This is a genomic window from Synechococcus sp. CS-1326 (genome assembly GCF_025128115.1).
GTDB lineage: Bacteria > Cyanobacteriota > Cyanobacteriia > PCC-6307 > Cyanobiaceae > Regnicoccus.
In genome coordinates, this window is record NZ_JAHLYV010000013.1 from 37,189 (window position 1) to 60,509 (window position 23,321).

Consider the following 23,321-nt stretch of genomic DNA (forward strand, 5'->3'; position numbering starts at 1 on the left):
TCAGAGCGCGCCGCTGAAGGCCTGGTGCAGCAGCGACTTTTTCAGGGCCTCCAGCGCGGCGAGTTTGCGTTCATAAACACGGGCGAGGCGTTTGGTTTCTTCGCGGAGGTCTTCGACCATCGCGACGATGATGCCCTGCTCTGGAATTGGTGGAACATGGAGCATCACTTCCTTGGCCGCTGTAATGTTGAAATGCTTCTGCGCCGCTCCGACAATTTTACCTAAGACAAGCTGCTTTCCGAAAGCGGAGTTGAAAAATGCAGCTAGGAAATGTGGATTAATTTCCTGGCTCGGGCGGACGATCACCAAGTCGCTACAATTTGAATCCGGCAAATCTGGCGGAATGACGGCAGCAGTTCCCGGATAGCCAGTTCTCACAATAGCGAGGTCGCCGGGGCGTAGTTGAGATTTCTTGAGAGCACGATGGAATGCCTCGTCAATGTACATCGCGTTCTCCATCGAAACCTCAAACGGGCGGATGTTCTGCGAACGAAGAAAGGGGGTGCCGCTATCCTTGTATTCCTCCTTCATCGAACCGACGTGGCCCACGGTTATCTCGACGCAGAGTGAGGAAAGCTGCCGATCCACCCACCCTGGGCCTTGCTGAGTGAACACGGATTGGAGGTGGCTTTCGAAGAGGGCGCGGGCGTTTTGGAGGTTCTGTTCGGCGTTGGCTTTGGCAGCGGCGAGGCCCTCAAACGCTTCGTCGAGTAGGCCGACGATCCGCTGCTGTTCAGCCAGCGGGGGAAGGACAAAGTCTATTGCCCGAATCTGCTCGGTCATCAGCCTGTGAACTGTCGCGCCGCGACTGACCATTGAGAGAAGCGCGTCCATCTTCCAGTTGAGCAGATGGTAAAGAAACCGAGTGTCTATAGCTCCGCTGGGACAAAGTGCTTTCAAATCCTGATTAATGGTGAGGTCACACCCGGTGATGGCGATGGGAACGATCCTCGCGAGGATGCCAGACCGAACAACCATCAAAACTGAGTCTTTCGGAATAAGTGAGGTGGCACTGTCTTCAATCGATTCCTGCGAGATGTGGTCGATTGAATCGGATATAATGTCGAACTTCATGTCCTTCGGCGAAACCCAAGGAATGTCGCCACGCCAATATTGCTCGACTGATTTTGATGGCGTGCCCCCGCCTCGGAACTGGCAGACTTCACCAAGAGTTTTTCTTGGCCAACCCTCCCTCATAACAGCGCTTTGATCTTGCCCAACACTTCCGCACTCTCAGCATCCAGCGCCGCAATCTCCTCCATGATCTCTTGAGGGCTGCGGTGCGCGATCTCCTCGCTGCCGTTGGGGTTCTTCACCGACAGATCAAAGCTGTTCGGGTCGATGGCCGCCACGTCCACGCTCCAGCTCTTGGGCGAGTCGGCTTTGGTCTTCTGAAGCGCGATGAACTCGGCGAGGTCGGCGTCGTTGAGCGGGTTGGTCTTGCCCAGGTTGCGGCCGGGGTCGAGCTGGTAGAACCACACCTTGCGGGTGGGCGAGCCTTTTTCGAAGAACAGCACCACGGTCTTCACGCCCGCCCCTTGAAAGGTGCCGCCGGGGCAATCGAGCACGGTGTGGAGGTTGCACTCCTCGAGCAGCTTCTGGCGCAGGGCCACAGAGGCGTTGTCGGTGTTGGAGAGGAAGGTGTTCTTGATCACGATGCCGGCGCGGCCGCCCGCCTTGAGCACGCGGATGAAGTGCTGAAGGAAGAGGAAGGCGGTTTCGCCGGTGCGGATCGGGAAGTTCTGCTGCACTTCCTTGCGCTCCTTGCCGCCGAAGGGCGGATTGGCGACGATCACATCGAAACGATCCTTTTCCTCCACATCGGCCAGATTCTCGGCAAGGGTGTTGGTGTGAAGGATGTTCGGCGCTTCGATGCCATGCAGGATCATGTTCATGATCGCGATCACATAAGCCAGGCTCTTCTTCTCCTTGCCGATGAAGGTGCGGGTCTGAAGGGTTTCGAGATCGGCGGTGGAGAGATCCCCGCGGCTACGCATGAAATCAAAGGCCTCACACAGAAACCCGGCTGAGCCCACCGCTGGATCGCAGACCGTTTCCCCGATCAGTGGATTCACCACCTGGATCACGGCGCGGATCAGCGGCCTTGGGGTGTAGTACTCCCCGCCGTTGCGGCCGGCATTGCCCATCCGCTTGATCTTTTCCTCATAGAGCATCGAGAGCTCATGCTTCTCGGCCTGGGAGCGAAAACGCAGGCCATCGATCACATCGATGATTTCGCGCAGGTTGTAGCCGCTGCTGATCTTGTTGCGCAGTTCCCCGAAGATCTCGCCGATCTTGTACTCGATCGTGTTCGGCCCGCTGGCGCTCTGCTTGAAGCGCTCCAGGTAGGGGAACAGGCGCTGGTTCACGAAGTCGCGCAGGTCGTCGCCCGTGAGGGCGGCGTGGTGGTCGAGCTGGCCGCTGGCGTTCTTCGGTGCTGCCCAGCTGTTCCAGCGGTAGGGCTCATCGAGGATCGGCGTGGTGCTGCGGCCCTCCAGGGCGGCCACGGCGGCCTTGTCGTCTTCGAGCCCGTCGAGGTATTTGAGGAACAGCAGCCAGGAGGTCTGCTCGGTGTAGTCGAGCTCGGTGCCGCAGCCGGCCTCCTTGCGCAGGCAGTCGTCGATGGCGCGGAACGCCTGCTCAAAGGAGCTGGGGGCGGCGGCGCGGGCACCGCTCGGGGAAAGGGTGCGGCTGGAGGGGGCAGAGTTGGCGGCCTGGCCATTGGTGGAGACCTCTCCCGCAGACCAATCCGCCAGGGCCACCGAGCCACCCCTGCCACGGCCGGGCACGATCAGCCTTCGGCTCAGCAGGTCGGCCTTCACTGCTTCGTAGCTGGCTTCGTCCCACTCCAGCGTTTCCCGCAGGCGGCCGTTGCCCGCTGATCCGCCCAGGGCTTCCAGGGCGCCGAGGAACTCGTCGTGGAGGTCATCGTTGGTGCCGGCGTCGCTCTGCGGGCTTTCAGCGGCGTAGGTCAACGGGTGGGGGAGTTTTGTCCCCTCAGGATGCCAGCAGGCTCACGAGCTGGGCAAGGCTGAGCGGAGCTCGGCTCCGGCCAGGACGGGCGCCTGACGCTCACCGTGAAGCCCGGCGCTCGCGGCGATCTCTACGCCGTGCTGCAGATTGTCACCCCCAGCGTGATCAGCGAGAAGGAGAAGCAGCTGTTCGAGGAGCTCGCTATCAGCGCCAGCTTCGATCCCCGCGCCCACCTCACCGGAGAACCCAGCCATGTCTGACCTTCCCCTGAACCCCACCGGGCCCGAGGAGGTGATCGAGCAGCTGGAGCAGCGCCTGCGGGTGCTTGAAGCCAGCCCCACCGCTCCCTGTGAACCACACGGTATCGAGCAGGTTCTGGAGCTGCTACGAGGCCTTGCCTGCTGTTGTTCGGGATCTTGCCGACAAGAACTTCAGGCTGCTCAAGCCCGGCGCACAAAGTGCCACGGGCTGTGGCCCCAGGCCCAGCTGCGGATAAGAACGATGGAAGGCCAGCATCCGCTTGATGTTGCGCTCGGAGAAAGCCTTTTCCTCCGGCAGCTCGTTGTGCAGGTCGCGGGCCAGGCGAGGGATCACCCCCGCGCCCCAGCCCTCCTGCTTTGGGAGCGAGTCGATGAGGGAGCGGACCTCTCAGCAGAGCTGGATCAATTCCGCGTTGACGGCCATCACCGCGTGGGTCTGCGCCCGGCTTACCTGCTGCCGGATGTCAGTCAGCAGGCTGACGTAGTTGCCTGGGTGCGAAGTCATGGACAACCCAGCCATTCCTGGGCGATCTGGGCCAACGGCCTGAATTCCGGGTCCTTGTGCACCAGCACGGCGTCCTGCTGCTGGGCGGCGGCGGCGATCCAGGCGTCGGCCACAGAGAGGGGATGGCAGGCCTTGATGGCGGACGCCAGCTCGAGCAGCGCATCGCTGCAGGGCACCCAGTGGATCGGGAGAGATTGCACCTGGGCATCGGCGAGGCGGGCGTGGCGTTCGCCTTCGTCTTTCCAGACGCGGTAGAGCACCTCCATGCGGCTCATGAAGCAGACAAAACAGACTGCCTGGCCGCTCTGGGCGGCCTGGAGCAACTGGGCCACCCGCTCGGCACCGTCCTCGTCGTCGCGCAGGGCGAGAAGGGCGGACGTGTCGAGCAGCCAGCTGGCGGCCATCAGCCCTCCTGCTGCCGGTCGCTCCGTCGTTCCGCCAGCAGCCGTGCGGTGCTACCGCTGGTGCCGGAGCCACGGAAGGCACGGATGGAGTCAAGGTCCACAGGCACCACGCGGATAGACCCGTCGGTATCAACGATCCACTCCAGGCGGGTGGAGGGCCCGAGGCCGAATCGCTCGCGGATCGGTGCGGGCACCACGGTCTGGCCGCGGGCGGTGATCGTGCTGCGCATAGCGTGAATTACCCCAATGCCTCAATAGTAATTCGCCCTGAAGGATCCGGCTTCAAAGAAATCAGCGGTGCGGTAGCGGGCAGCCACCTCCTGCCGCAGGCGGGTGTCAGTGTCCTGGTCGACCGGCTCGAACGGCAGCCGCGGGAAGGTGGCATTGGCGTCAAAGCGGGCCAGTGCCCCTAGTCCAACAAAGCTACGCCGAAGGCAGGCACAAACAAGTCAAACAGGTTGGTGCAGCTCAGATCCACAGTTGGATCCAGGTGTTTGCCGTTGATATCGCTTTTCCCAGGCTCTGCTCGTCGATGGCTTCGGCCTGCAGGCAGCAACTACCCAGCCATTGGCTTTGATGCGCTTAATGCGGCTATGCTCATAGCAGTTGGTGAATGAACCTGTCCATGGCCGTCGCTGCTGCGCCCTTGCTCTCCCTGGCCGCCGCCGCCGGCGGCGCGCCGCTGCTGTTCCGCCAGCTCTTCGATGCCGACACCGGCACCTTCACCTACCTGCTGGCCGATGTGCCCAGCCGCCAGGGGGTGATCATCGATTCCGTGTTCGAGCAGCACGGCCGTGATCTCTCCCTGATCCGCGAGCTGGGCCTCGATCTGGTGGCCTCGATCGACACCCACGCCCATGCCGACCACGTGACCGGGAGCTGGCTGCTGCACGAGGCCACCGGCTGTGCCATCGGCCTGGCCGCCGCCGCCGGTGCCGACAACGTCACCCGCCCGCTGAGCCATGGCGATCAGATCGCCTTCGGCGGGCGGTACCTGGAAGTGCGCGCCACCCCGGGCCACACCAATGGCTGCCTCAGCTTCGTGCTCGACGACCACGCCCTGGCCTTCACCGGTGATGCCCTGCTGGTTCGCGGATGCGGCCGCTGCGATTTCCAGCAGGGCAATGCCCACACCCTCTGGGCCTCGATCACCGGGCAGATCCTCAGCCTGCCCGACACCTGCCTGCTCTATCCCGGCCACGACTACACCGGCCGCAGCGTCACCTCGGTGGCAGAAGAGAAAGCCTTCAACGCCAGGCTGGGCGGCAACGCCACCGAGCGGGATTTCGTGGGGCACATGGAGGCCATGAAGCTCCCCCATCCCCACAGGATCGCCGAAGCCTTGCCCGGCAACATGCGCTCCGGCAAGCCCCGCCAGGCGGCAGCCGCGCCCGCCTGGGCGCCGGTGGCCCGCAGCTATGCCGGCCTGCCGGAACTCAACCCCGCCTGGGTGGTCGCCCATCAGAGCGATCTCACCGTGCTCGATGTGCGCTCCACCGAGGAATTCAACGGGCCGGACGGCCGGGTGGCCGGCAGCCTGCTGATCCCCCTGCCGGAGCTGGAAGGCCGCTTCGGCGAAATCCCAGTCGATCGCCCGCTGGTGGTGGTCTGCCACTCCGGCAGCCGCTCAGCCCTGGCCACCCAGCAACTGCTCAAGGCCGGCCGGCAGCAGGTGGCCAACCTCCACGGTGGCCTCAGCCGCTGGGCGGCCGAGGGTTTCCCGCTTTCCCACTCCCCCTATCAGCCATGACCACCACGGCAACTCCAACCCGCATCAGTGCCCACGACCTCGCCGACCAGCTGGCGGCACGAGGCGTCACCGTGATCGATGTGCGCGAACCGATGGAATATGCCTCCGGCCACATCAGCGGCAGCCTCAATGTGCCACTGGCGCGCATCACCCAGGCCGATCTGCCGCGGGGCCCGCTGGTGCTGGTCTGCCAGAGCGGCAACCGCAGCACCAAGGCGATCGGCCAGCTGCTGCGTGATGGTCATTCCCAACCCGTGGCCGACCTGATCGGTGGCGTGCCCGCCTGGCAGCAGGCCGGTTTTCCAGTCCGCAAACTCAGGGGCGCCCCCCTGCCGCTGATGCGCCAGGTGCAGATCGCCGCCGGCAGCCTGGTGCTGCTGGGGGTGATCCTCAGCCAGAACGTGGCCCCAGGCTGGATCTGGCTGAGTGGCTTCGTGGGCGCCGGCCTCACCTTCGCGGGAATCAGCGGCTTCTGCGGCATGGCCCGGCTGCTGGCCGCGATGCCCTGGAACCGGATCGATGCCGCCTCCTCCCTGCAGGAACCTAGGAAGGTCTGACCTGTCTCCTTCGGCTGCCCCATGAGCGAACCCTTCGATCTGATCGTGCTCGGTGCCGGCTCCGGCGGCCTGGCAGCCGCCAAGCGGGCCGCCTCCCACGGCGCCCGCGTCGCCATCGTGGAGGGAGACCGGGTGGGAGGCACCTGCGTGATTCGCGGCTGCGTCCCCAAGAAGCTGCTGGTCTACGGCTCGGCCTATCGCCACCTGCTGGCCGATGCAGCCAGCTATGGCTGGCAGCTGGGCTCCAGCCGCCCCGATCCGGCCATCCTGCTGGCCAACGTCCGCGCCGAGGTGGATCGGCTCAACACCCTGCACATCGGCTTCCTGGAAACAGCTGGCGTTGAGCTGGTGAGCGGCTGGGGGCGCTTCTGCGGACCCAGTGCCATCGAGGTGACCCTCTCCGGTGGCGGGTCGCGCCAGCTCACCGCCGAGCGCATCCTGATCGCCGTCGGCGGTCGCCCCCATCGTCCCGCCATCCCCGGCAGCGAACTGGGCTGGGTGTCCGACGACATGTTCCTGCTGGAATCACTCCCAGCCACCGTGGTGGTGGTGGGTGCCGGCTTCATTGCCTGCGAGTTCGCCTGCATCCTCAACGGCCTGGGGGTGAGGGTGGTCCAGCTGGTGCGCGGTGATCACCTGCTGCGCGGGTTCGACCGGGAAGCCGGCAAGGCGGTCGAGGAGGCGATGGCGGCGGCTGGAATCGACCTTCGCTTCTGCCACAGTCCGGCAGCCATCACCGCCACCGCCTCCGGCGAGCGGGTCGTCACCACCCAGAGCGGTGAGACCATCGCCTGCGGTGGTGTGCTGCTGGCCACGGGCCGCCGCCCCTTCCTGCAGGGACTGAACCTTGAAGCCGCCGGGATCGCCACGGCTGGCCATCGCATCCCGGTCGATGCCGATCAGACCACCAACCTCCCCCATGTCTTCGCGGTGGGAGACGTGACCGACAGGATCTGCCTCACCCCTGTGGCGGTGGATGAGGGACGGGCGTTCGCGGACACGGTGTACGGCGGCAGGCCGCGCCGGGTGGATCACGCTCTGGTGGCGAGCGCCGTGTTCTCCCAGCCGGAGCTTTCGGGCGTCGGCCTCAGTGAGGAGCAGGCGATCGAGCGCTGCGGAGCCGACGGCATCCGGGTGCACCGGGCCCGTTTCCGTCCGATGAGCCAGGCGTTGCCCGGCCGTGGCCCTCGGGTTCTGCTCAAGCTGATCGTCGAGCAGGCCACCGACCGGGTGCTCGGCGTCCACATGGTGGGCGAGCATGCCGCCGAGATCATCCAGATGGCCGCCATCGCGATCGGCATGGGCGCCACCAAGGCCGACTTCGATCGCACCATGGCCCTGCACCCTTCGGTGGCCGAGGAGTTCGTCACCATGGCCGGCTGACAACGGCCTGGCGTGCATCACCCCCGCGGCGTTCAGCTCTGGTCGCTGCGCCGCGGCACCGAGCCCATCGCGTGGAGTTCCATCACCTGCTCGGGACTGAGATCAAAGTTCAGGATCGCCTTCGTGCCGGTGACCGTCAGGTGGAGTGGCAGGGCTTCACTGGGCCGTGGCATCAGGGCATCGAGATCGAACTGGGCTGATCCGCTCGGAACCGCCGAGCCATCCCTTGGCACGATCTCTTCGCTGCGGTTGGGCAGGCTCCACTCCTGGCCGATCGAATCGCTCAGCAGCAGGTCGGCGCTGTGGTCCAGGCTTGTCTGGGTGTCGATGGCGTTGAGGCGGATGCGCAGGCCGGAGGCGTAGTCCGGGAAGGGCTGCTCGAAGATCTGGGCGCTGAGGCGATGGCCGGCCTGGTCCTTGAGCGACCAGCCATCCGCCGCCTGAGCTGGAGCTGCCCCCAGCAGAACGGCCATCAACAGCGGCAGAACGCCGAGCACTCCCCGCTTCAGCAGCGCCCCAAAGCGATTGTTCAATGCCATGATTTTAACGACATAATGACTTATCAATAGTAGCGCGATTCCCAGGGTGGGGCGGTTCGTCTTCTGGGCTCGGATCGGCTCGGCGGCCTGCTTGCGTTTGCGCCCTTTATGTTGCTAGCGTCATAATTGTCAGCGAGTGCTTGATGGCCTTCTCTGTTGCTCACCGGAATCCCCTGCGGCCCGGGAGCTCCGACCGCTCTCCAGGCCGGTTCAGGCTCCGCCTGCCCATCACCAGGGCGGATTTCTCCAGCTGGCGACAGCCTCCCCCGGGCCGGATGGTCTGGAGCAGGGTGTCGATGTGATCACCTCCGTTCTGGTTCTGCTCGGCGTCGGGGGGGCCGTAATCGGTTTCCTGCTCGCCGTGCTCGGTGCCGGCGGCTCGATCCTGCTGATGCCGTTGCTGATCAGTGGCGCGGCGCTGCCCACCCGGGAGGCCGTTCCCCTGTCGCTGCTGGTGGTCACGTTGATGGCCCTTGGCAATCTCGGGCCCTACCTGCGGCGCCGCCAGGTGGCCCCGAAACCGGCCCTGATCCTCGGGGTTCCGGCCCTGGTGGGCAGCTGGATCGGCGGCAGCTTCGTGAAGGCCGGCCAGGTGAGTGAACCGGTTCAGCTGGGGGTGTTCGCTGCGGCGGCGCTGCTGGCCGCCTGGTTGCTCACCCGGCGCAGGGCCACCGGTCAGGTGGCGGCGAGGCGTGAGGTGGGTTCCCTCCTGCTTCTGGGCAGCCAAGGTGTGCTGATCGGCCTGCTCACCGGTATCGCCGGGGTGGGTGGTGGCTTTGCGATCGTGCCTGCCCTCGTGCTCCTGGCTGGCCTGCCGATGCCGCTGGCCAGCGGCACCAGCCTGCTGCTGATCGCCATCAACAGCCTGGTGGCCATGGCCGCCCTGGGCCACTGGCCCGCTGCCAGCCTGCCGCTGATGCTCCCGCTGCTGCTGGGTGGCTTCGTCGGTGCTGTGATCGGCCAGCGGCTGGCGCCCCACCTCCCCGACCGCCAGCTGCGCCGTGGCTTTGCCGCCCTGCTGATCGGCTCCGCCCTGCTCACCGGCGGGGAGGCCTGGCGGCGGCAGTCCAGGACCGGTCATCAGGCGCTGCTGATCAGCGATGGCGTCGCCGAGAGCAGGCAGCTTGCCGTCACGAGCCCCTACAGCTGAAGGGCATCAGAAATTCCGGCTACAGAAACGTGCCTGACGCAGATGTGGCGATTCAGCTGAGCTGGGTGGTTTTGGCTGTCGACATGTGCTTGCGCAGGCGGCGGCTCCAACTGAAGGCTGCTCCCAGCTGGTGATCGTGGCCGGTGTGGCCCTCGGCACCGCCAGGTTGTCGTGATCGGCGAGCCGATCGATCAAAGCACTCCCGCACCAGCATCGCTCAGGGATGCAGGCATCCGGGACTGGTGCGCTGACGGCCATCAGCCCCACAATCGACTGAGCCAGATCGTCAGCCATGACGACTTCAGGCCATCAAGTGCTCCAATTCGTCAGTTGCGGCGGCCCAAGCAGCAGGCCAGGCCTGGTCAGGGCTGAAGGAGGGTTAAGCGGTGGCTGCTCTGAATCTCGCTCCAGGTGGCCTCAGGCACTCCCGCTTCCGCCGCAAAGCGGGGCCAAGCTCGCACCGCGGTGATGACCTGCTCGGCAATGGTTTCGGCGCGGCCACGCTTGAGCTGGGCCGTGCGGCCAACGGCTTCAAGATCGGCGCGGTTGAATTGATCGCGCTTGCCATTGACAGACATCTGATGGGTGGCCGTCCAATCGCCCTGGGGATTGAAGCTCCAGGTGACATCAAAAGCCGGTGAAAGCGACCACTGGCCTTGGCGATCCATCAGAAAGGCGATGTTCTTGACGTGATCATCCTGGTTGCGGGCGGCAAGATTGAACACCATGCGGCGGAACTGCTCTTCGGTGGCCTGCATAGGCAGGCGCAGCTGGCGCTTCACGAGAAAGGCCTGCTCGTAGCTGGAGCTGCCCGGTTCGTTGTAGTCAAGATGGGCCATGGCGCCAAGCGATTGCATGTGGAGCCTGGCTCCAGCGGCATCACGATCAAAGCGTCGCGTCATGAAATGGCGGCGGTTCTTTTCCTCCAGCAGGCGACATTCACTCATCGTGATCCCGGCAGCCTCAGCCATCTGGTTGTAGGCGAACTCGATCACCCCATAGCCCTGGGGATCCTCCAGCTCCTTGTCTTTGTTGCCGCTCACACCATCCAATTTCAGCAACCAATGGCCGACTCCTGGAGGTTGACCGTGATCGAAACCCCGGAAGTGATGGAGGCCTACCTGCTGCGGGCCCAGGTCCAGGACGACCTCAAACGCCGTGCCAAGCGCTCCGTCGTGGCGGTCCAGGAAGCGGGCCGGCTGGCCAGGATCCGGGGCTGGCTGACTCAGGCATAAAGGCCTATTGCCCCAGCCAGCCGGCTGGCCGATTGTGAGTTCATCGGCAACCGGGAGGCTCCAGACCATGGAAGACACCCCACCTGAGCATCACCCAGGAGCGAGCTGACGATCCGGTCCCTGCTCCAACACGCTCGACGGATCGCTGACTTCCCTGGTGTGTCGCGGCTGTCTGATCAGCCTCGGCATCGTCCATTGCACCGTTAACGGCTCTGCCTCAGGTGCCCCGGGCCCAACGGGAGGTCCCACTTGTCAACTGGCCCCAGGCGCCAGCGTCAGCAGCTCCGCCCCCACCAACCAAACTGCTTCAGAGCCCGGTGCCCTTGTCGCCGGGCTCTTTTCATGACTGTCCACCCTGCCCTCAGCGATGGCCAGGCCGTCTTCCAGCAGCGCCAGGTTGATGCTCACCCCTCAATGGTCTCCTGCTGATTGTCGGACGAACGAGAACGGCTCTGTCGACTGGCGACCATCACAGCAGGGATGACTACGCCTGTGCGTTGAGGCCTGTGTGTTGAGACCTGTGTGTTGAGGCCTGTGCGTTTAGTCCTGTGTTTTGAGTTTGTTGCCTGGCAACGCCATGGCCCTCTCCTTTCATTGCGTCGGTTTCACTGCGTCTGATCTGGTGATCCGGCTTGTCGCTGGGATGGCAGAGACATCGGCAACTGCGGGGGAGACGTCTGGCCGGCAGGATCAGCCTTTGCGTCGAAAGACCTGATGGCCTGGTCGATCGCTGATCCGGGAGGCGTGGGATTGGGCTTGGCAGGGGCGCCACTCAGCCTTTCCAGCACACCCAGAATGTTGGGGGAACTGAGCGGCTGGCCGCCTCCGGCCCCGGGCTTGACGTAGTTGTCGTAGATCTCACCCTCTCTTGGGGTGGTCCCGAAGGTCTGGCCGTAGCCCTTCTGCTGGGCCCAGCCAGGATCGCAGGCCAAAACGGTGATCAGGCTCACGCCAAGCTGGGCGGAGATGGTCTGAACGGATGGTCGCGCCATGGCCAGAAGTCAGATGCCGGATGTCAGTAAGCAGCGAAATGGTAATCAGCTGTTCCACGCAGCAGCTGATCGAGTCAAGAGCCCCTGTCAACTTCCCCGCCAACCGCAGGCAACAGCAGCAGCCCAGCACCGTCAGCCTGATGCCGTCAGCCTGGCCTGGCCCCTGCCTTGGAGCCGGTGGTTTGGTTGCTCAGCAACAATGCAGGCCGACCCTTGTCGGGCGCCCATCTGCTGTACAGAAGCCATCTGCTGCACAGAAGCAAAGGGCTCGGACCGGTTGCAGGGTCTGGGCTCGCTCTCCGCCCTGGTTGTTCCTCCTGATTCATGGATCGTGCCGTTTGGCCGTTGTGTCAGTACGGCAACCCTCACTCCTGGGCCACACCCCATCACCACTGGTGCTCAGAGCGCCCCCAGCCCCGCCTTCAACCCCTCGGTGACAGACGCCAGGAAGGGCAGATCAAGGGTGTCGATGGTGTCGCTCATCTGGTGGTAGTGCGGGTTGCGCAGGAAGGAGGTGTCGGTGACCATCACGGCGTCGTAGCCCGCATCCCAGAAGGGGCTGTGGTCGCTGAGGCGTACATCGGGCAGCGAGCGGCCCCCGTCGGGCACCGGCAGCACCTTGGTGATCACGTGCTTCCCCATGCGGCTGGCCAGGCCAGGCAACATCGTTGCGGTGCCCAGGTTGCCAACCACGGCGATGAAGTCGCCCCGATCGCCGTAGAGCGCCCGCATCGCCGGGTGGGGATACCTCTGGGTGGGAGCGGTGTAGGCGAGCATCTCCAGACTCACCATCAACTTGAGCTTCTGGCCGCTGCTCTGGAGTTCGCGGGCCAGGGCGCTGCTGCCGAGCATGCCCCACTCCTCCTGATCAAAGGCCACGATCCACACCGGCCTACGGGGCGGCTCGGCGGCCCAGTGGCGGGCCAGTTCGATCAGGGCCGCCAGACCGGAGGCGTTGTCGTCGGCACCGATCGAGTGCAGGGGGCCGTCGTAGTGGGCCGCCACCAGCAGGGGATCGAGCTCCGGGCGCTGGCCGGGGAGCTTGAGGATCAGGTTGGCGCCCGCATCGATCCCCTCGCGGAAGTGGTGCTCCTCCACCAACCCCAGGGCGCCGAGCTGTTCACCCAGGTAGGCGCGCACCGCCATCAGGCCCAGGGGATCCCAGCGGGCGTGGCGGGGCCGGGCCAGATGCTGCAGGTGCTCCAGCAAGCGGGTGTGGCCTTGGGCGGGGGCGTGGTCGGGGTGGTTGATGGCGAGCTGGTCACTGGGAAACCAAGCCTAATCGCTTGACACCTGCAATGCAAGTGTGCATAATGGAGCGATGGTGAAGGTCTCCACTCCAGCTGACGCCCTCTACGGCCTCGAGGAACTCCTCCTCGTTGCCGGCAAGCTGCTGGGAGAGGTGATCTCATCTCGCACCGTGCGTCTCTATGCCACCCAGGGGTTGATCGATCGCCCCGGCAAGGAGGGGCGCAGTGCGGTCTATTGCCATCGCCACCTCCTTCAACTGGTGCTGGTGCGTGCCCTGGCCCGGCGCGGTCTCAGTCTTTCGGCCATTGCTCCCCTCTGCGTTCTGGCCGACGCGGAACTGGAGCAACAGCTGGAGCAGCTCGATGGGGTGGGGGCGGCGGCCACCGTTCCTTACCCGCCGGCTTCCCGTGCCGCCCTCGACTACCTCCAGGATCTGCAGTCCTCAAGGGAATCCACCCCAACCACCGACGCCTTCCCTGCCCACCTGTTGAGCAAAACCCATTCGCTCAGTCCCGTTCTCGGGATGCTGAGCGAACCCCTCTCCACCCAGGCCCGTTCGGAACGCTCTCCCTCTGGCTCCCGCTTCGGGGGCAGCACTCGGGAGGCCTCCAGCCGCTGGCTGCGCTTCACCCTCGCCCCCGGGATCGAAGTTCACGTCCGCGAATCCGTTTCCCTTCCGCCTGCCGGTTCCCGCCGTCAGCAGTGGCTCAAGCGTCTGCTGGATCGGCTCAACGAACTGATCGACGACCCCTTCAGCTGAATCCCTTTTTCCTGGTACCACCGCCAACCCAGCCATGACCCAACCCACCCTGCGCTTCCGGCCCCTGCGGCCGGCGGTTGCTTCTGATCGCCCGTCAAGCCTTGATCTGCTGCTCACGATCACACCCCCAGCCCTGCTGGCTGAGCCCCAACGTCAGCAGCGCCCGCCGCTGAACCTGGCCCTGGTGATCGACCGCTCCGGCTCGATGGGCGGCACCAAGCTCAGCTATGCCCGCAAGGCAGCCCGCTTTCTGGCCGGTGAACTCACCAACCGTGATCGCCTCGCCATCATCAGCTTCGACGACGAGGTGCAGGTTGTCGTTCCTTCCACGCTTGTCACCGATCCCCAGCCCTTCATCGCCGCGATCAACACGATCCACAGCGGTGGCTCCACGGCCCTCTTTGATGGCTGGCTGGCTGGAGCCACCCAGGTGGCCGAACACCTCGACGCCGCCCAACTGAACCGGGTGCTGCTGCTCTCCGATGGCCAGGCGAATCATGGCCTCACTGACACCACCGAGATCGGCGTCAAGGTGGCGGGTCTCACCCAGCGGGGCATCAGCACCAGTGCCTTTGGCCTGGGGGCGGACTTCGATGAAGACCTGATGGGGGCCATGGCCGCTGCAGGCGATGGCACCCTGGCCCACATCGAAAGCCCCAGCCAGCTGGCCGATCTCTACGCCTCCGAGCTTCAGGGCCTGGCCACCACCATCGGGCGGCGGGTGAGCCTGGGGGTGCGCGGCAAGCATGGCGCCGAGGTGGTCGATCTGCTCAACGACCTCAGGCCCACCGGTGCGGGCAACCACCAGCTCCCCAACCTGCGCGCCGGCCAGGAGCTCAATGTGGGTGTGCAGCTCAAGCTGCCCGCCTGGATCCCCAATCAGGAGATCCTCAGCGTGCGTCTGGCCTGGGAGGCTCCCGGCAGCAGCGAACGCCAGACCCTGATCGAGCATCTGACCTTGCCGGTGATGGACAGCGAGGAGATCAAGCAGCTGGACCCCGATGAGGTGGTGGCTGAACAACTGGCGCTGCTGCGGGCCAACCGGGAGCGCAGACATGTGATCGCCGAGCTTGATCGGGGGGATGTCAGCAGCGCCAGCCTCAACCTGAGCCAGCTCTATGAGGAGCTGTCAGCGATGCCAGCCAGCCCCAGGCTCTCGCGGGAGCTCGACCTGCTGAACGAAAAGCTGGCCTTGCTCAAGAGCGACCCGAAGCGCAGCCGCAAGAACCTGAAGCGGGAGTCGCAGCGCTCCAGCCTGAACGTCTGGGAGGGCGACGATGAACAGACCTGAGCTGGTGGCGATCGGGGATGTGCACGGTTGCGCCTCCCTGCTGGAGCAGGAACTCAGGCCGCACCTGGACACGGGTGCGGAGCTGATCTTCCTGGGGGATCTGATCGATCGGGCCCCCGAAGCCGAGGGCGACCGCAAGGTGTTGGAGCGGGTCTGGCAGCTGCAGGAGAACCCTGGCGCCTTCGGCCTGGCGGCGGTGACGGTGCTGCGGGGCAACCACGAGCAGATGCTGCTGAAGGCGCTGGCGCCAAGAGCGCAGGACCAGGACGTGAACTTGTGGCTGTGCAACGGCGGCAACCCCGACCTCCTGCCCCTGGCCCGCGAGCGCCGGGACTGGTTCGAGCAGCTGCCGTTCACAGCCATCCGCGGCAACTATCTGTTCGTCCATGCCGGCGTGCGCCCCGGCATCCGCCTGGAGCACCAGGCCACAGACGATCTGATCTGGATCCGGCGGCCGTTTCTCACCAAGCCCCACGGGTTGCCCTACACCGTGGTGCATGGGCATACCTTTCGGCATGACTACAAGGTGACGCGGTTGCCGCATCGGATTGGAATTGATACGGGGGCGTTCTGCAGTGGGGTGTTGACGGCGATGCGGTTTGAACTTTCACCAGAGCCAATTGAGGCGGCCTTATGAGGTAACCGGAGATCTGCACTACTTGGAATACTTCCCTGTGGAGTGAGAACTGGCCATCGACAGCCCCTTTGATTACCTGCTGTTTGATGAGGACCTGTCTCCAGTCCTGCAGGCCCTCACCCTCGATGAGATCCTCTGCCTGCATCCCACCGATGCAACCTTCCAGCAGCGTGTCTGGATCTGCGAAGACGTGGTGGCGTGACTCCCGTCATACGCCAAAAGTCACTGCACCGCAGTGGATCTTGTAACTGTATCGCTGTGACGCGCATGGGGAAGGAAAAGAGACCAAGAGCGCAGCTCCGCACTGCCCAGGCCAGGGCTGGTGGTGGTTGCGGTGTTAGCTGGGAGGTTTGTGCTGAGGCGTTTGGTGCGTTAAGCCCATGGGCTGAGCTTGGTGGCCAGTGGCGGCGAAACTCCGAGCGTGCTGCTCTCTGACGACGAAGAAAGCTCGATCTGGGGTGTGGTGATCCACGCGATTCATCACTTAAGTGGAAGCAGAGCTAGGAGTTGAGGGATGGAGCCAAGGTCCCTCATATCGCTTGAAAGTTCGCTTTGTGGTCATCAGAGGGCAAGCCCTCCGACCGACCTTCACGCGTCAGGCACTGTTCGACGAGTTGCCGAAGAGCATTGTGGTGACTCCGCTGTGGTCCTGCAAGATCCTGTGTCGCCACCATCAGCGTCTCCTTCGCGCCCATTGTCCCGATTGAATATCGCCGCCGGATCGGATCGGGAGGCAAGTCTCCATGATGTGGGTAGAGCAGCACGACGTTCGGGCAGCGATAGAGCCTCCCGTAGGCCATTAGCTGGTAGACGTCCGCTTGGCTGACACCTTGCTTCGGGTCATCGATCCGCGAAGCCATGCGCTTCCACTTGGTGTCTATGATCAGTTTTACCCCGTCAGTGTTCCGGACGATAAGGTCCGGACGGGTCCGAAAACGACCAATATCACCTTCGTACAGGCAGTCGCGGTGCCCTCCCTGCGAAGATAGTCGGTAGCCCGTGCCGGCTAGTGCCCGCGAAAGAATCCGCTCAACATATCTCTCGAACAGAACATTCATCTCGAAGAGCAGTGCGTGCCCGTCGATGGCCCCCGCGCTGGTCGTTTGGTACCGGTCGGTAAGAAACAAGCGCGCGAAGGACAGGAGATTCCGCCACCGACCGTTAGTACGGTCAAGGACGATCCGATCCCACCGAAGTGCGCATGGTGGAACGTCGGCTACGTCGACATACACGAAGCTGAGCTCACGCAATGCGCGCTGGGTGTCCTGTGCGCCGGACAGGCGCGACAGCTTGCTGATTGCTGCTCGCATGACCTGATTCAGCGCAATGTCGGACGACAGGGAATCGAAACGGCACGCGAGTTTCTGTGGCGAGACCGCGAGTGTTGAGAATTGCCGTTTCACTTCGAGGCGTCCCCGAAGCGCAGGCAGGTCATCTTCGTGTTCGAGGTAGTGGCGCGGCATCCCTTGGCGGACCGCGTCGGTGAGCTTCGCGCAGAACAAGCGGATCAACAGCTCGAGCAAGGTATCGCGCTGCCAGCCAAGTTTCGTCATCGCCCCGGCTTCGATCGGCAGATCGAAGGTCACTGCGAGCATGTGGATGAGACGCGCCCGGAGGGTGGCATCGGACACGTTCGTTTCGCCGCCACCCTCGATCTTGGGAAGAATTTCGAGCTGGCAGCCCTGGGTGGCAATGACGCCGACGACACCCCGGGCGCGCAGCCCTGTCCGCCCATGTTCAAGTACTCCTTCACCCCCGCGGCCAGAAAAGGCCGAGGCCCGTGCGATTGCTGCAAGGCGATCTGCCTCTGCCTCCGGGATCTCAGCGTCGCCTGACCCGTAGCCGATGCGCTCCCATTCACGGATCGTGCGGCGGATCATGCCCCGACTAACTTCCCATAGTTGAACCCTTCATCCACGGAACGAACCTCCCAGCGATACCGGGGGACCGCATCGCCCTCTTCGAGACCGGGAGGTGCTTTCAGGGGCGATCGCGTGAGAAATCCGCCGGTGATCCCACCATCGTGCGATTCCAAGTCACCAAGTACCGCTGCGATCTTTGCCCAGTCCTCGAAAAAATATTCCGCTAGGAGTGGGATAACCTTGTGGCGCATGACCTCATCGACATCTGCTTGCGAGCGGCACGCGGTGAAGTAGGCGTGACCGATCTGATGCTCGCGGTCGTAGAGATACTCGATTCGCTCGTTGATCGTGGCGAGAAGTCGCGGCAAGTTGATACCGCATTTCTGGCCAGCCTCTTCAAGCACGGATGCATCCGGCATCATCTCGTGGAAGGTGAAGCGGCGCCTGAGCGCGGTGTCGAGAAGCGCAATCGACCGGTCCGCAGTATTCATGGTGCCGATCACGTGCAGATTCGATGGAACACCGAAGAACCGCTTAGAATAGGGCAGTATGAGCTGGATCTCGTTGTCAGCCCGGAGCCGCTTGTCGGACTCTAGAAGCGTAATGAGTTCACCAAATACCTTGGAGATGTTCGCCCGGTTGATCTCGTCGATGATCAAAACGTATGTGCAAGCGCTTTCCACCGGGAGCGATCTGACGCCGAGAACCACCCCCTCCAGTCCGTCCCAGTCGACCAATGCGCCATTCAACTTGTAGACAGTATGCTGCCGGAAGCCATTTGGATAAAAACGTGCGCGATCCTCTCCTAGGTCATCGCGCCAGAGCCATTCCACACTCCTGTTGTGGGGATGGTAAGCAGCATCCCCATCGAATGAATAATCGCCTGTGATCTTGCCAAAGGCGCGCATTCTGTCGCGCCCATCGGAGACAACGACGTAGTCGCCCACCTGCATGTCCGACCGAAATGAGTAGGTGCAGACGAGGTCGCCGGCGTGGGCGCTGACCCTTTTCCCTGCATTGTTCTCCAACTCGGTCTTGATCTCCGTCCAGTCATCGAAACGCGCATTTGACCAGTCGATCGTTCCGCCCCAGCCATGGCGGATCTTGTTTGCATCAAGAGCTGCCTTGATTTGCGTCTCTTCCTGGCCTCGTCTACCGAGCGAGACTTTAAAGATTGGGCGCTTTCGGTCAAGTCGCAGATCGCCTGATTCCTTGCCCGGGTCTAAGCGCGCACGTTCGCAGATCCGTTTGAAGACGCCGTCCTCGACCTTGAGGCGAAAACCGGCCGTGTTCACTTCGCCAGAGTCAGCCTCCTGGCCCTCTGGGCTCGGTGTCTCCGGCCGCAGACCTTCTACAAACTCCTCGTAGCTCATGGACTGGTGGAAGGTTATGAACTCTATTCGGCCGGCTTCGACGAGCTTTCGGTAGGCCGTCATGAGTTCCACCCGATCTTGCGGGATCAACTCGCCGCAGAGCCGCACTGCCTCGGCTACGGTATTAAAGGTCTTCCCAGTACCCGGCGGCCCATAAAGGATCAGGTTGGTCGCTGGTTCAGATGCAGTCGTGCTCGCTTGGTTCATTGTGTCTTCTGTTGATTCTCCACTTCTGCTTAGATTAGCCGTGCCACCTATAGGATGCTTTTCAAGCGCTTCCTGAATCAGTTTCTCAAGCTCGCGCCCGGACTCCAGTCCCTTGACAACAATTCTGCATCTATTAGCGTAGAGGAGATTCTTTTCTCTAAGTTCGTCCTTTCCTTCAAAGTAAGAGATGTCACCATAACTGACTTTCTTGCCACTGGCTGAAAAGTGGTGCAAGCGTGAAAGCTGATCTACTTTGACCCCTGCCGATTGAAGCTTCCGTAAGTCGGCGGCCAGTTTTGATGGACTGTATGTTTCCACTACTTGCACGGATATACCAAGTTAGTATACTACTGATGTCACGCCTGCAGGCAGCATTTGGTGCCGATTTTGCTGCATACGGTTCACCCTTGGCCTATTCCGCCGGCTGTTTGCGCCCCGTGGGACAAGTCTTCAGTGCTGCCTTACACCCTGGAGAGTCATCCCCACTCCTCGGCTAGGAGCCCCGCTCTGTGAATTTGTCGTACATTTCAGCTGCCCTCCCGATTCTGGGCAGGTAACGCTGACGGATAAATCCGAGGTTGGGAGCCAGGCCAGTTGCGCCCGCCTGTCATCGCTGCTTGTCGAGGTGCTCTGTCATGCCTGCTCGCCTGATCACCCCCAGCCAACTTGCCCTCTTTAGCCGCAGTCCGCGGATAGGTGCCTGGTGGGAGGAGCTCAAAGCCAGGGGGCGTTTCACTGGTGAGCAACCACCTCCCTCATCTCTTGATGAGCAACTGTTCGCCGATGGTCTGCGCCTTGAGCAGGTGTTGCTCAACCGGTTGGAAGCCGAGGGCTATCGCATTGCCCGCCTGGCCGGCAAACAGAACGAGGTGGACTATGTCGCTACCCGCGAGGCGATGGCAGCAGGGTTCGACTTCATCCATCAGGCCTCGCTGAACAACGGAGAGATCCGCGGCTCGGCCGATGTGCTGCGCAGGGTTCCCCAGCCCTCGGCCCTGGGCGAATGGAGCTACATCCCGATCGAATGCAAGCTGGCCAGTAAGCCACGCACCACTTTTCTGGTCCAGGCCTGTGCCTACGTCGAGCTGCTCACCCCATTGCTGGGGCACCGGCCCGATCGTTTCGAGTTGTTTCTCGGTGGTGGCCGCTTCCAGGCCTATGACACCGATCGTTTCTGGGCCTGGTACCAGCAGCTCCGCAACCGTTACCACGATTTCTGTGCTTCCTTTGATTCCGCCTCGCCGCCGGAGGATGAACCCGGTGATCACGGCAGTTGGAGCGCCTTCATCGAGGAGCGCCTGATTGCCGAGCGGGATCTCGTGCTGGTGGCGAACATGCGCCAGACCCAGCGCCTCAAGCTCAAGGCCACCGGCATCCACACGATCGAGCAGCTGGCGGCACTGCCTCCCGGCGCCAGCATCGCTGGCCTTGCGGCCGAGGTCCTGTTCGAGTTACGTCAGCAGGCCCAGCTGCAACTCACACCCCATGGGGCCGATGGCAAGCCCGCCTTCCTGGTGCGCCCCCTGCAGCCGGGCAAGGGCCTGGCCGCCCTCCCCGCCGCGGATGCCGGCGACATCTGGTTCGACATGGAGGGCATTCAGGATGCCGTTGCCGCCAAGAAGCTCGAATACCTCTTCGGGGCCTGCTATCGGGAGGCCCCGGCTGAGCCGGCAGCCTTCATCGCCTGGTGGGGCCATAGCCCCCTGGAAGAAAAGCGGGCCTTCGAGGGGTTTGTGGATTGGGTGGAGGAACGAAGGCGCCGACATCCAGGCCTGCACGTCTACCACTACGCCAGCTACGAAAAAGCGGCGATGCGCCGCCTCTCCCAACAGCATTCCACCCGAGAGGCGGTGATCGACAACTGGTTGCGCAGTGATCTGCTCTGTGACCTGCTGCCGATCGTCACCCGCTCGATCGTGCTCGGTGAGGGCAGCTACTCGATCAAGAAGGTGGAGGGGCTCTACATGGGCCCCCGCGGCGCCGATGTCACCAATGCCGGTGATTCCGTCGTCGCTTACCTGCACTGGCAGTCCTCCGGTGAGCCTTCCCTGCCGGGCGCAGCCCCAGAAGCCAGCCCCAGGCTTCAGGCCATCGAGGACTACAACCGCGACGATTGCGTCTCCACCGTGCTGCTGCATGACTGGCTGCTGGATCTGCGCCGTGCTCAGGGCCTGCCCGAGCAACCGCTTGACCATCCCGACGAAGAACGCCCTGAGGCGGAACCCTGGCCCCTGGAAGCCATCAGTGCCAGGTTGATCGCCGAGTTGCCCGAGCCGCTCCAGAGCGATCCGGCCGCCAATGCCCCAGAAGCCGAGCTGCTCGCCCAGGAACAACTGGGTTCAAGAGGCCTGAGCTGGCGGGTGCAGCGCCTGCTGGCCCAGCTGCTGCCGTTCCATCACCGCGAGGCCAAGGTGGCCTGGTGGGCCTACTTCGATCGCAGGGGCAAGGCCCTGCAGAGTCCGGAGGAACTCGACGCCGATGGCGAGGCGATCAACGGCGCCGTCTGGCAAAGCGCCGAAAGTGTTCCCAGTGCCCGCACAGGGGCCGACCTGCACACCTTCTGCTTCGATCCCAGTCAGACCCTCAAACTCCATGTCGCCCTGGGAGATGGGCCCATCAAGTTGGAGATCCCCGAGACCGGCCAGAAGCTCCAGGCCGTGGTGATCGACGGCGAACAGGGCACCCTCACGCTCAAGTACCCCTGGAGCGCCAGAGAGAAGCGGCAGGCCGAAGGACTGGACGTCGAACTACCCAAGGGTCCCCTGGCCCTGATCAAGGTGCCCGAGGACATCAGCAAACCTCTGCGGGAAAGCCTGCTGAGCCAGGCTGATAACTGGGTGGATGGTGACAGGCCCATTCCGGCCGCCATCGTTCACCTGCTGGAGCGCCGTGCCATTCAGCCGCTGGTCCCGCTCAATGCCGCCCTCGCGGCCGATCCGAGTGCTTTGCCCGCCGAGTTGGCAGGGTTTCTGGCCTCCCACAGCGATCTGACCCTCGCTCTCCAGGGCCCGCCAGGCACGGGCAAGACCACCGTCACCGCCGAGATGATCGCCGAGTTGGTGCAGCGCGGTCTGCGGGTGGCGATCAGCTCCAACAGCCATGCCGCGATCAACAACCTGCTGCTCAAGGCCCACAGCACCTGTGCCGCCCGTGGCCTCAGCCAGCAGGTGGTGAAATGCAGCACCGCTAAAGACGACAAAGGACTGGTCGGCCAGCCCGTGGCGCTCTGCAAACCCGATGCCCTAACTGGCTCGATGGCCGTGGTGGGCGGCACGGCCTGGATGTTTGCTCGCCCCGTGATGGAGGAGGCCTTCGACTGGCTGGTGATTGATGAGGCGGGTCAGATGTCCCTGGCCAATCTGCTGGTGATGGCCCGCTGCGCCCGAGGGGTCCTGCTGGTGGGTGATCAGCAGCAACTGGCCCAGCCCTCCCAGGCCGACCATCCCGGCGAAAGCGGCCTCTCCTGCCTCGACTACCTGATGCAGGGCCGGGCGGTGGTGCCTGGTGATCGTGGCGTGTTTCTCTCCACCAGTTGGCGGATGGAGCCGAGCCTCACCGCCATGGTTTCGGAGCTCTTCTATGACGGCCGCCTGCAGGCCCATCCAGCCAATGCCAGCAACCACATCCGCTGGCGTGAACCCTTCCTCGGCCACAACGGCCTGCCCATGCCGGGCCAGGGGCTTGTCTTTGAAGCGGTGCCCCACAGCGGCTGCAGCGTCTGCTGTGAGCCGGAGATCGATCGGATCGAGCAGCTGGTGGAGGCGTTGCTGGGCAACGGCTACTGCTATGCCCGCCGCGGTGGTGAACATCGGGGCGTGCTGAGCCCAAACGACATTCTGGTCACCGCTCCCTACAACGTTCAGGTCAATCGGCTGCAGCAGCGCCTGGGCCAACGGGCCCGCGTCGGCACCGTCGACCGCTTCCAGGGCCAGGAGGCACCGGTTGCCATCCATTCCCTCACCGCCAGCGATGGCGACTGCGCCCCCCGTGGCCTCGGCTTTCTGCTGGAGCCCAACCGGCTGAATGTGGCGATCAGCCGCGCCCAATGCCTCTCGATCGTGGTGGGCTCGCCCAGCCTGGCCTCGGGCCTGGCCAACACCGTGGAGGAGGCTGCCCAGCTCAACCGCCTCTGCCGCCTGATTCAGGCTGGAGCCGTCGAGCCGATGCGGACGTCATCCAGCTGACGCCGAGC

At 63.8% G+C, this 23,321-nt stretch carries 21 protein-coding genes; 10 read left to right on the forward strand and 11 right to left on the reverse strand.

Features of this window, described 5'->3' with window-relative positions; genetic code table 11:
- The gene (locus tag KQ307_RS04635; RefSeq protein WP_259727114.1) at positions 1-1,197 is read right to left on the reverse strand and encodes a restriction endonuclease subunit S; all 1,197 of its coding nucleotides are present in this window, start codon (positions 1,195-1,197) and stop codon (positions 1-3) included.
- Positions 1,194-2,975, reverse strand: a complete 1,782-nt coding sequence (locus KQ307_RS04640; protein ID WP_259727115.1) for a type I restriction-modification system subunit M — start codon at positions 2,973-2,975, stop codon at positions 1,194-1,196. Before KQ307_RS04640 ends, KQ307_RS04635 begins: the two co-directional genes overlap by 4 nt.
- A 102-nt stretch (positions 2,976-3,077) precedes the next feature.
- Between KQ307_RS04640 and KQ307_RS04645 the strand changes: the two genes are divergently transcribed.
- A complete protein-coding gene (locus KQ307_RS04645; RefSeq protein WP_259727116.1) occupies positions 3,078-3,233 on the forward strand; it encodes a hypothetical protein in 156 nt (51 codons plus the stop codon).
- 124 nt (positions 3,234-3,357) lie between these two features.
- Here the strand turns inward: KQ307_RS04645 and KQ307_RS04650 are convergent, their stop codons facing one another.
- From KQ307_RS04650 to KQ307_RS04660, 3 genes are all read right to left on the reverse strand, one after another.
- Positions 3,358-3,606, reverse strand: coding sequence for a DUF1016 N-terminal domain-containing protein (locus KQ307_RS04650; RefSeq protein ID WP_259727145.1), 249 nt, complete (start codon positions 3,604-3,606; stop codon positions 3,358-3,360).
- A gap of 128 nt (positions 3,607-3,734) precedes the next feature.
- Positions 3,735-4,142: a PIN domain-containing protein gene (locus KQ307_RS04655; protein ID WP_259727117.1), complete on the reverse strand. Its 408-nt coding sequence runs from the start codon at positions 4,140-4,142 to the stop codon at positions 3,735-3,737.
- Complete coding sequence (locus tag KQ307_RS04660; protein WP_259727118.1) at positions 4,142-4,372, reverse strand: AbrB/MazE/SpoVT family DNA-binding domain-containing protein; 231 nt, start codon at positions 4,370-4,372, stop codon at positions 4,142-4,144. The genes KQ307_RS04655 and KQ307_RS04660 overlap by 1 nt, the downstream gene beginning before the upstream one ends.
- A gap of 395 nt (positions 4,373-4,767) precedes the next feature.
- Here KQ307_RS04660 and KQ307_RS04665 point away from each other — a divergent pair, with 395 nt between their 5' ends.
- From KQ307_RS04665 to gorA, 3 genes are read left to right on the forward strand one after another with little or no spacing between them, the layout of a single operon-like run.
- Positions 4,768-5,892: a rhodanese-like domain-containing protein gene (locus tag KQ307_RS04665; protein ID WP_259727119.1), complete on the forward strand. Its 1,125-nt coding sequence runs from the start codon at positions 4,768-4,770 to the stop codon at positions 5,890-5,892.
- Complete coding sequence (locus tag KQ307_RS04670; protein WP_259727120.1) at positions 5,889-6,449, forward strand: rhodanese-like domain-containing protein; 561 nt, start codon at positions 5,889-5,891, stop codon at positions 6,447-6,449. Before KQ307_RS04665 ends, KQ307_RS04670 begins: the two co-directional genes overlap by 4 nt.
- Positions 6,450-6,470: 21 nt before the next feature.
- A complete protein-coding gene (gene gorA / locus KQ307_RS04675; protein WP_259727121.1) occupies positions 6,471-7,832 on the forward strand; it encodes a glutathione-disulfide reductase in 1,362 nt (453 codons plus the stop codon).
- 32 nt (positions 7,833-7,864) lie between these two features.
- On the opposite strand, the gene KQ307_RS04680 is transcribed toward gorA, so the two are convergent.
- Positions 7,865-8,365: a DUF3122 domain-containing protein gene (locus KQ307_RS04680; RefSeq protein WP_259727122.1), complete on the reverse strand. Its 501-nt coding sequence runs from the start codon at positions 8,363-8,365 to the stop codon at positions 7,865-7,867.
- Between the two features lie 142 nt (positions 8,366-8,507).
- Here KQ307_RS04680 and KQ307_RS04685 point away from each other — a divergent pair, with 142 nt between their 5' ends.
- Positions 8,508-9,521 carry a sulfite exporter TauE/SafE family protein gene (locus tag KQ307_RS04685; RefSeq protein WP_259727123.1) on the forward strand — a complete coding sequence of 338 codons (1,014 nt, stop codon included), beginning with the start codon at positions 8,508-8,510 and terminating at the stop codon, positions 9,519-9,521.
- Positions 9,522-9,883: 362 nt separating this feature from the next.
- Here KQ307_RS04685 and KQ307_RS04690 read toward each other — a convergent pair whose 3' ends face one another.
- Positions 9,884-10,663, reverse strand: coding sequence for a type II toxin-antitoxin system HipA family toxin (locus tag KQ307_RS04690; protein ID WP_259727146.1), 780 nt, complete (start codon positions 10,661-10,663; stop codon positions 9,884-9,886).
- On the opposite strand from KQ307_RS04690, the gene KQ307_RS04695 reads away from it, so the two are divergent.
- Positions 10,604-10,756, forward strand: coding sequence for a hypothetical protein (locus tag KQ307_RS04695; protein ID WP_259727147.1), 153 nt, complete (start codon positions 10,604-10,606; stop codon positions 10,754-10,756). The genes KQ307_RS04690 and KQ307_RS04695 overlap by 60 nt on opposite strands.
- A 605-nt stretch (positions 10,757-11,361) precedes the next feature.
- Here the strand turns inward: KQ307_RS04695 and KQ307_RS04700 are convergent.
- Both KQ307_RS04700 and KQ307_RS04705 read right to left on the reverse strand, forming a co-directional pair.
- The gene (locus KQ307_RS04700) at positions 11,362-11,748 is read right to left on the reverse strand and encodes a hypothetical protein (RefSeq protein ID WP_259727124.1); all 387 of its coding nucleotides are present in this window, start codon (positions 11,746-11,748) and stop codon (positions 11,362-11,364) included.
- 399 nt (positions 11,749-12,147) lie between these two features.
- Positions 12,148-12,957, reverse strand: coding sequence for a M20/M25/M40 family metallo-hydrolase (locus KQ307_RS04705; protein ID WP_259727125.1), 810 nt, complete (start codon positions 12,955-12,957; stop codon positions 12,148-12,150).
- 112 nt (positions 12,958-13,069) lie between these two features.
- Between KQ307_RS04705 and KQ307_RS04710 the strand changes: the two genes are divergently transcribed.
- The 3 genes from KQ307_RS04710 to KQ307_RS04720 are packed head-to-tail and all read left to right on the forward strand — an operon-like array spanning position 13,070 to position 15,687.
- Positions 13,070-13,759 carry a MerR family transcriptional regulator gene (locus KQ307_RS04710; RefSeq protein ID WP_259727126.1) on the forward strand — a complete coding sequence of 230 codons (690 nt, stop codon included), beginning with the start codon at positions 13,070-13,072 and terminating at the stop codon, positions 13,757-13,759.
- Positions 13,760-13,793: 34 nt separating this feature from the next.
- Positions 13,794-15,050 carry a VWA domain-containing protein gene (locus KQ307_RS04715; RefSeq protein ID WP_259727127.1) on the forward strand — a complete coding sequence of 419 codons (1,257 nt, stop codon included), beginning with the start codon at positions 13,794-13,796 and terminating at the stop codon, positions 15,048-15,050.
- Entirely contained in the window at positions 15,037-15,687 is a 651-nt protein-coding gene (locus KQ307_RS04720; protein WP_259727128.1) for a metallophosphoesterase family protein, read from the forward strand. The genes KQ307_RS04715 and KQ307_RS04720 overlap by 14 nt, the downstream gene beginning before the upstream one ends.
- Positions 15,688-16,217: 530 nt before the next feature.
- On the opposite strand, the gene KQ307_RS04725 is transcribed toward KQ307_RS04720, so the two are convergent.
- Together KQ307_RS04725 and KQ307_RS04730 are read right to left on the reverse strand one after the other, a co-directional pair.
- Positions 16,218-17,567: an McrC family protein gene (locus KQ307_RS04725; protein ID WP_259727129.1), complete on the reverse strand. Its 1,350-nt coding sequence runs from the start codon at positions 17,565-17,567 to the stop codon at positions 16,218-16,220.
- The gene (locus KQ307_RS04730; RefSeq protein ID WP_259727130.1) at positions 17,564-19,456 is read right to left on the reverse strand and encodes an AAA family ATPase; all 1,893 of its coding nucleotides are present in this window, start codon (positions 19,454-19,456) and stop codon (positions 17,564-17,566) included. Before KQ307_RS04730 ends, KQ307_RS04725 begins: the two co-directional genes overlap by 4 nt.
- Positions 19,457-19,764: 308 nt before the next feature.
- Here KQ307_RS04730 and KQ307_RS04735 point away from each other — a divergent pair, with 308 nt between their 5' ends.
- Positions 19,765-23,313: a TM0106 family RecB-like putative nuclease gene (locus KQ307_RS04735; RefSeq protein ID WP_259727131.1), complete on the forward strand. Its 3,549-nt coding sequence runs from the start codon at positions 19,765-19,767 to the stop codon at positions 23,311-23,313.
- Positions 23,314-23,321: the final 8 nt, after the last annotated feature.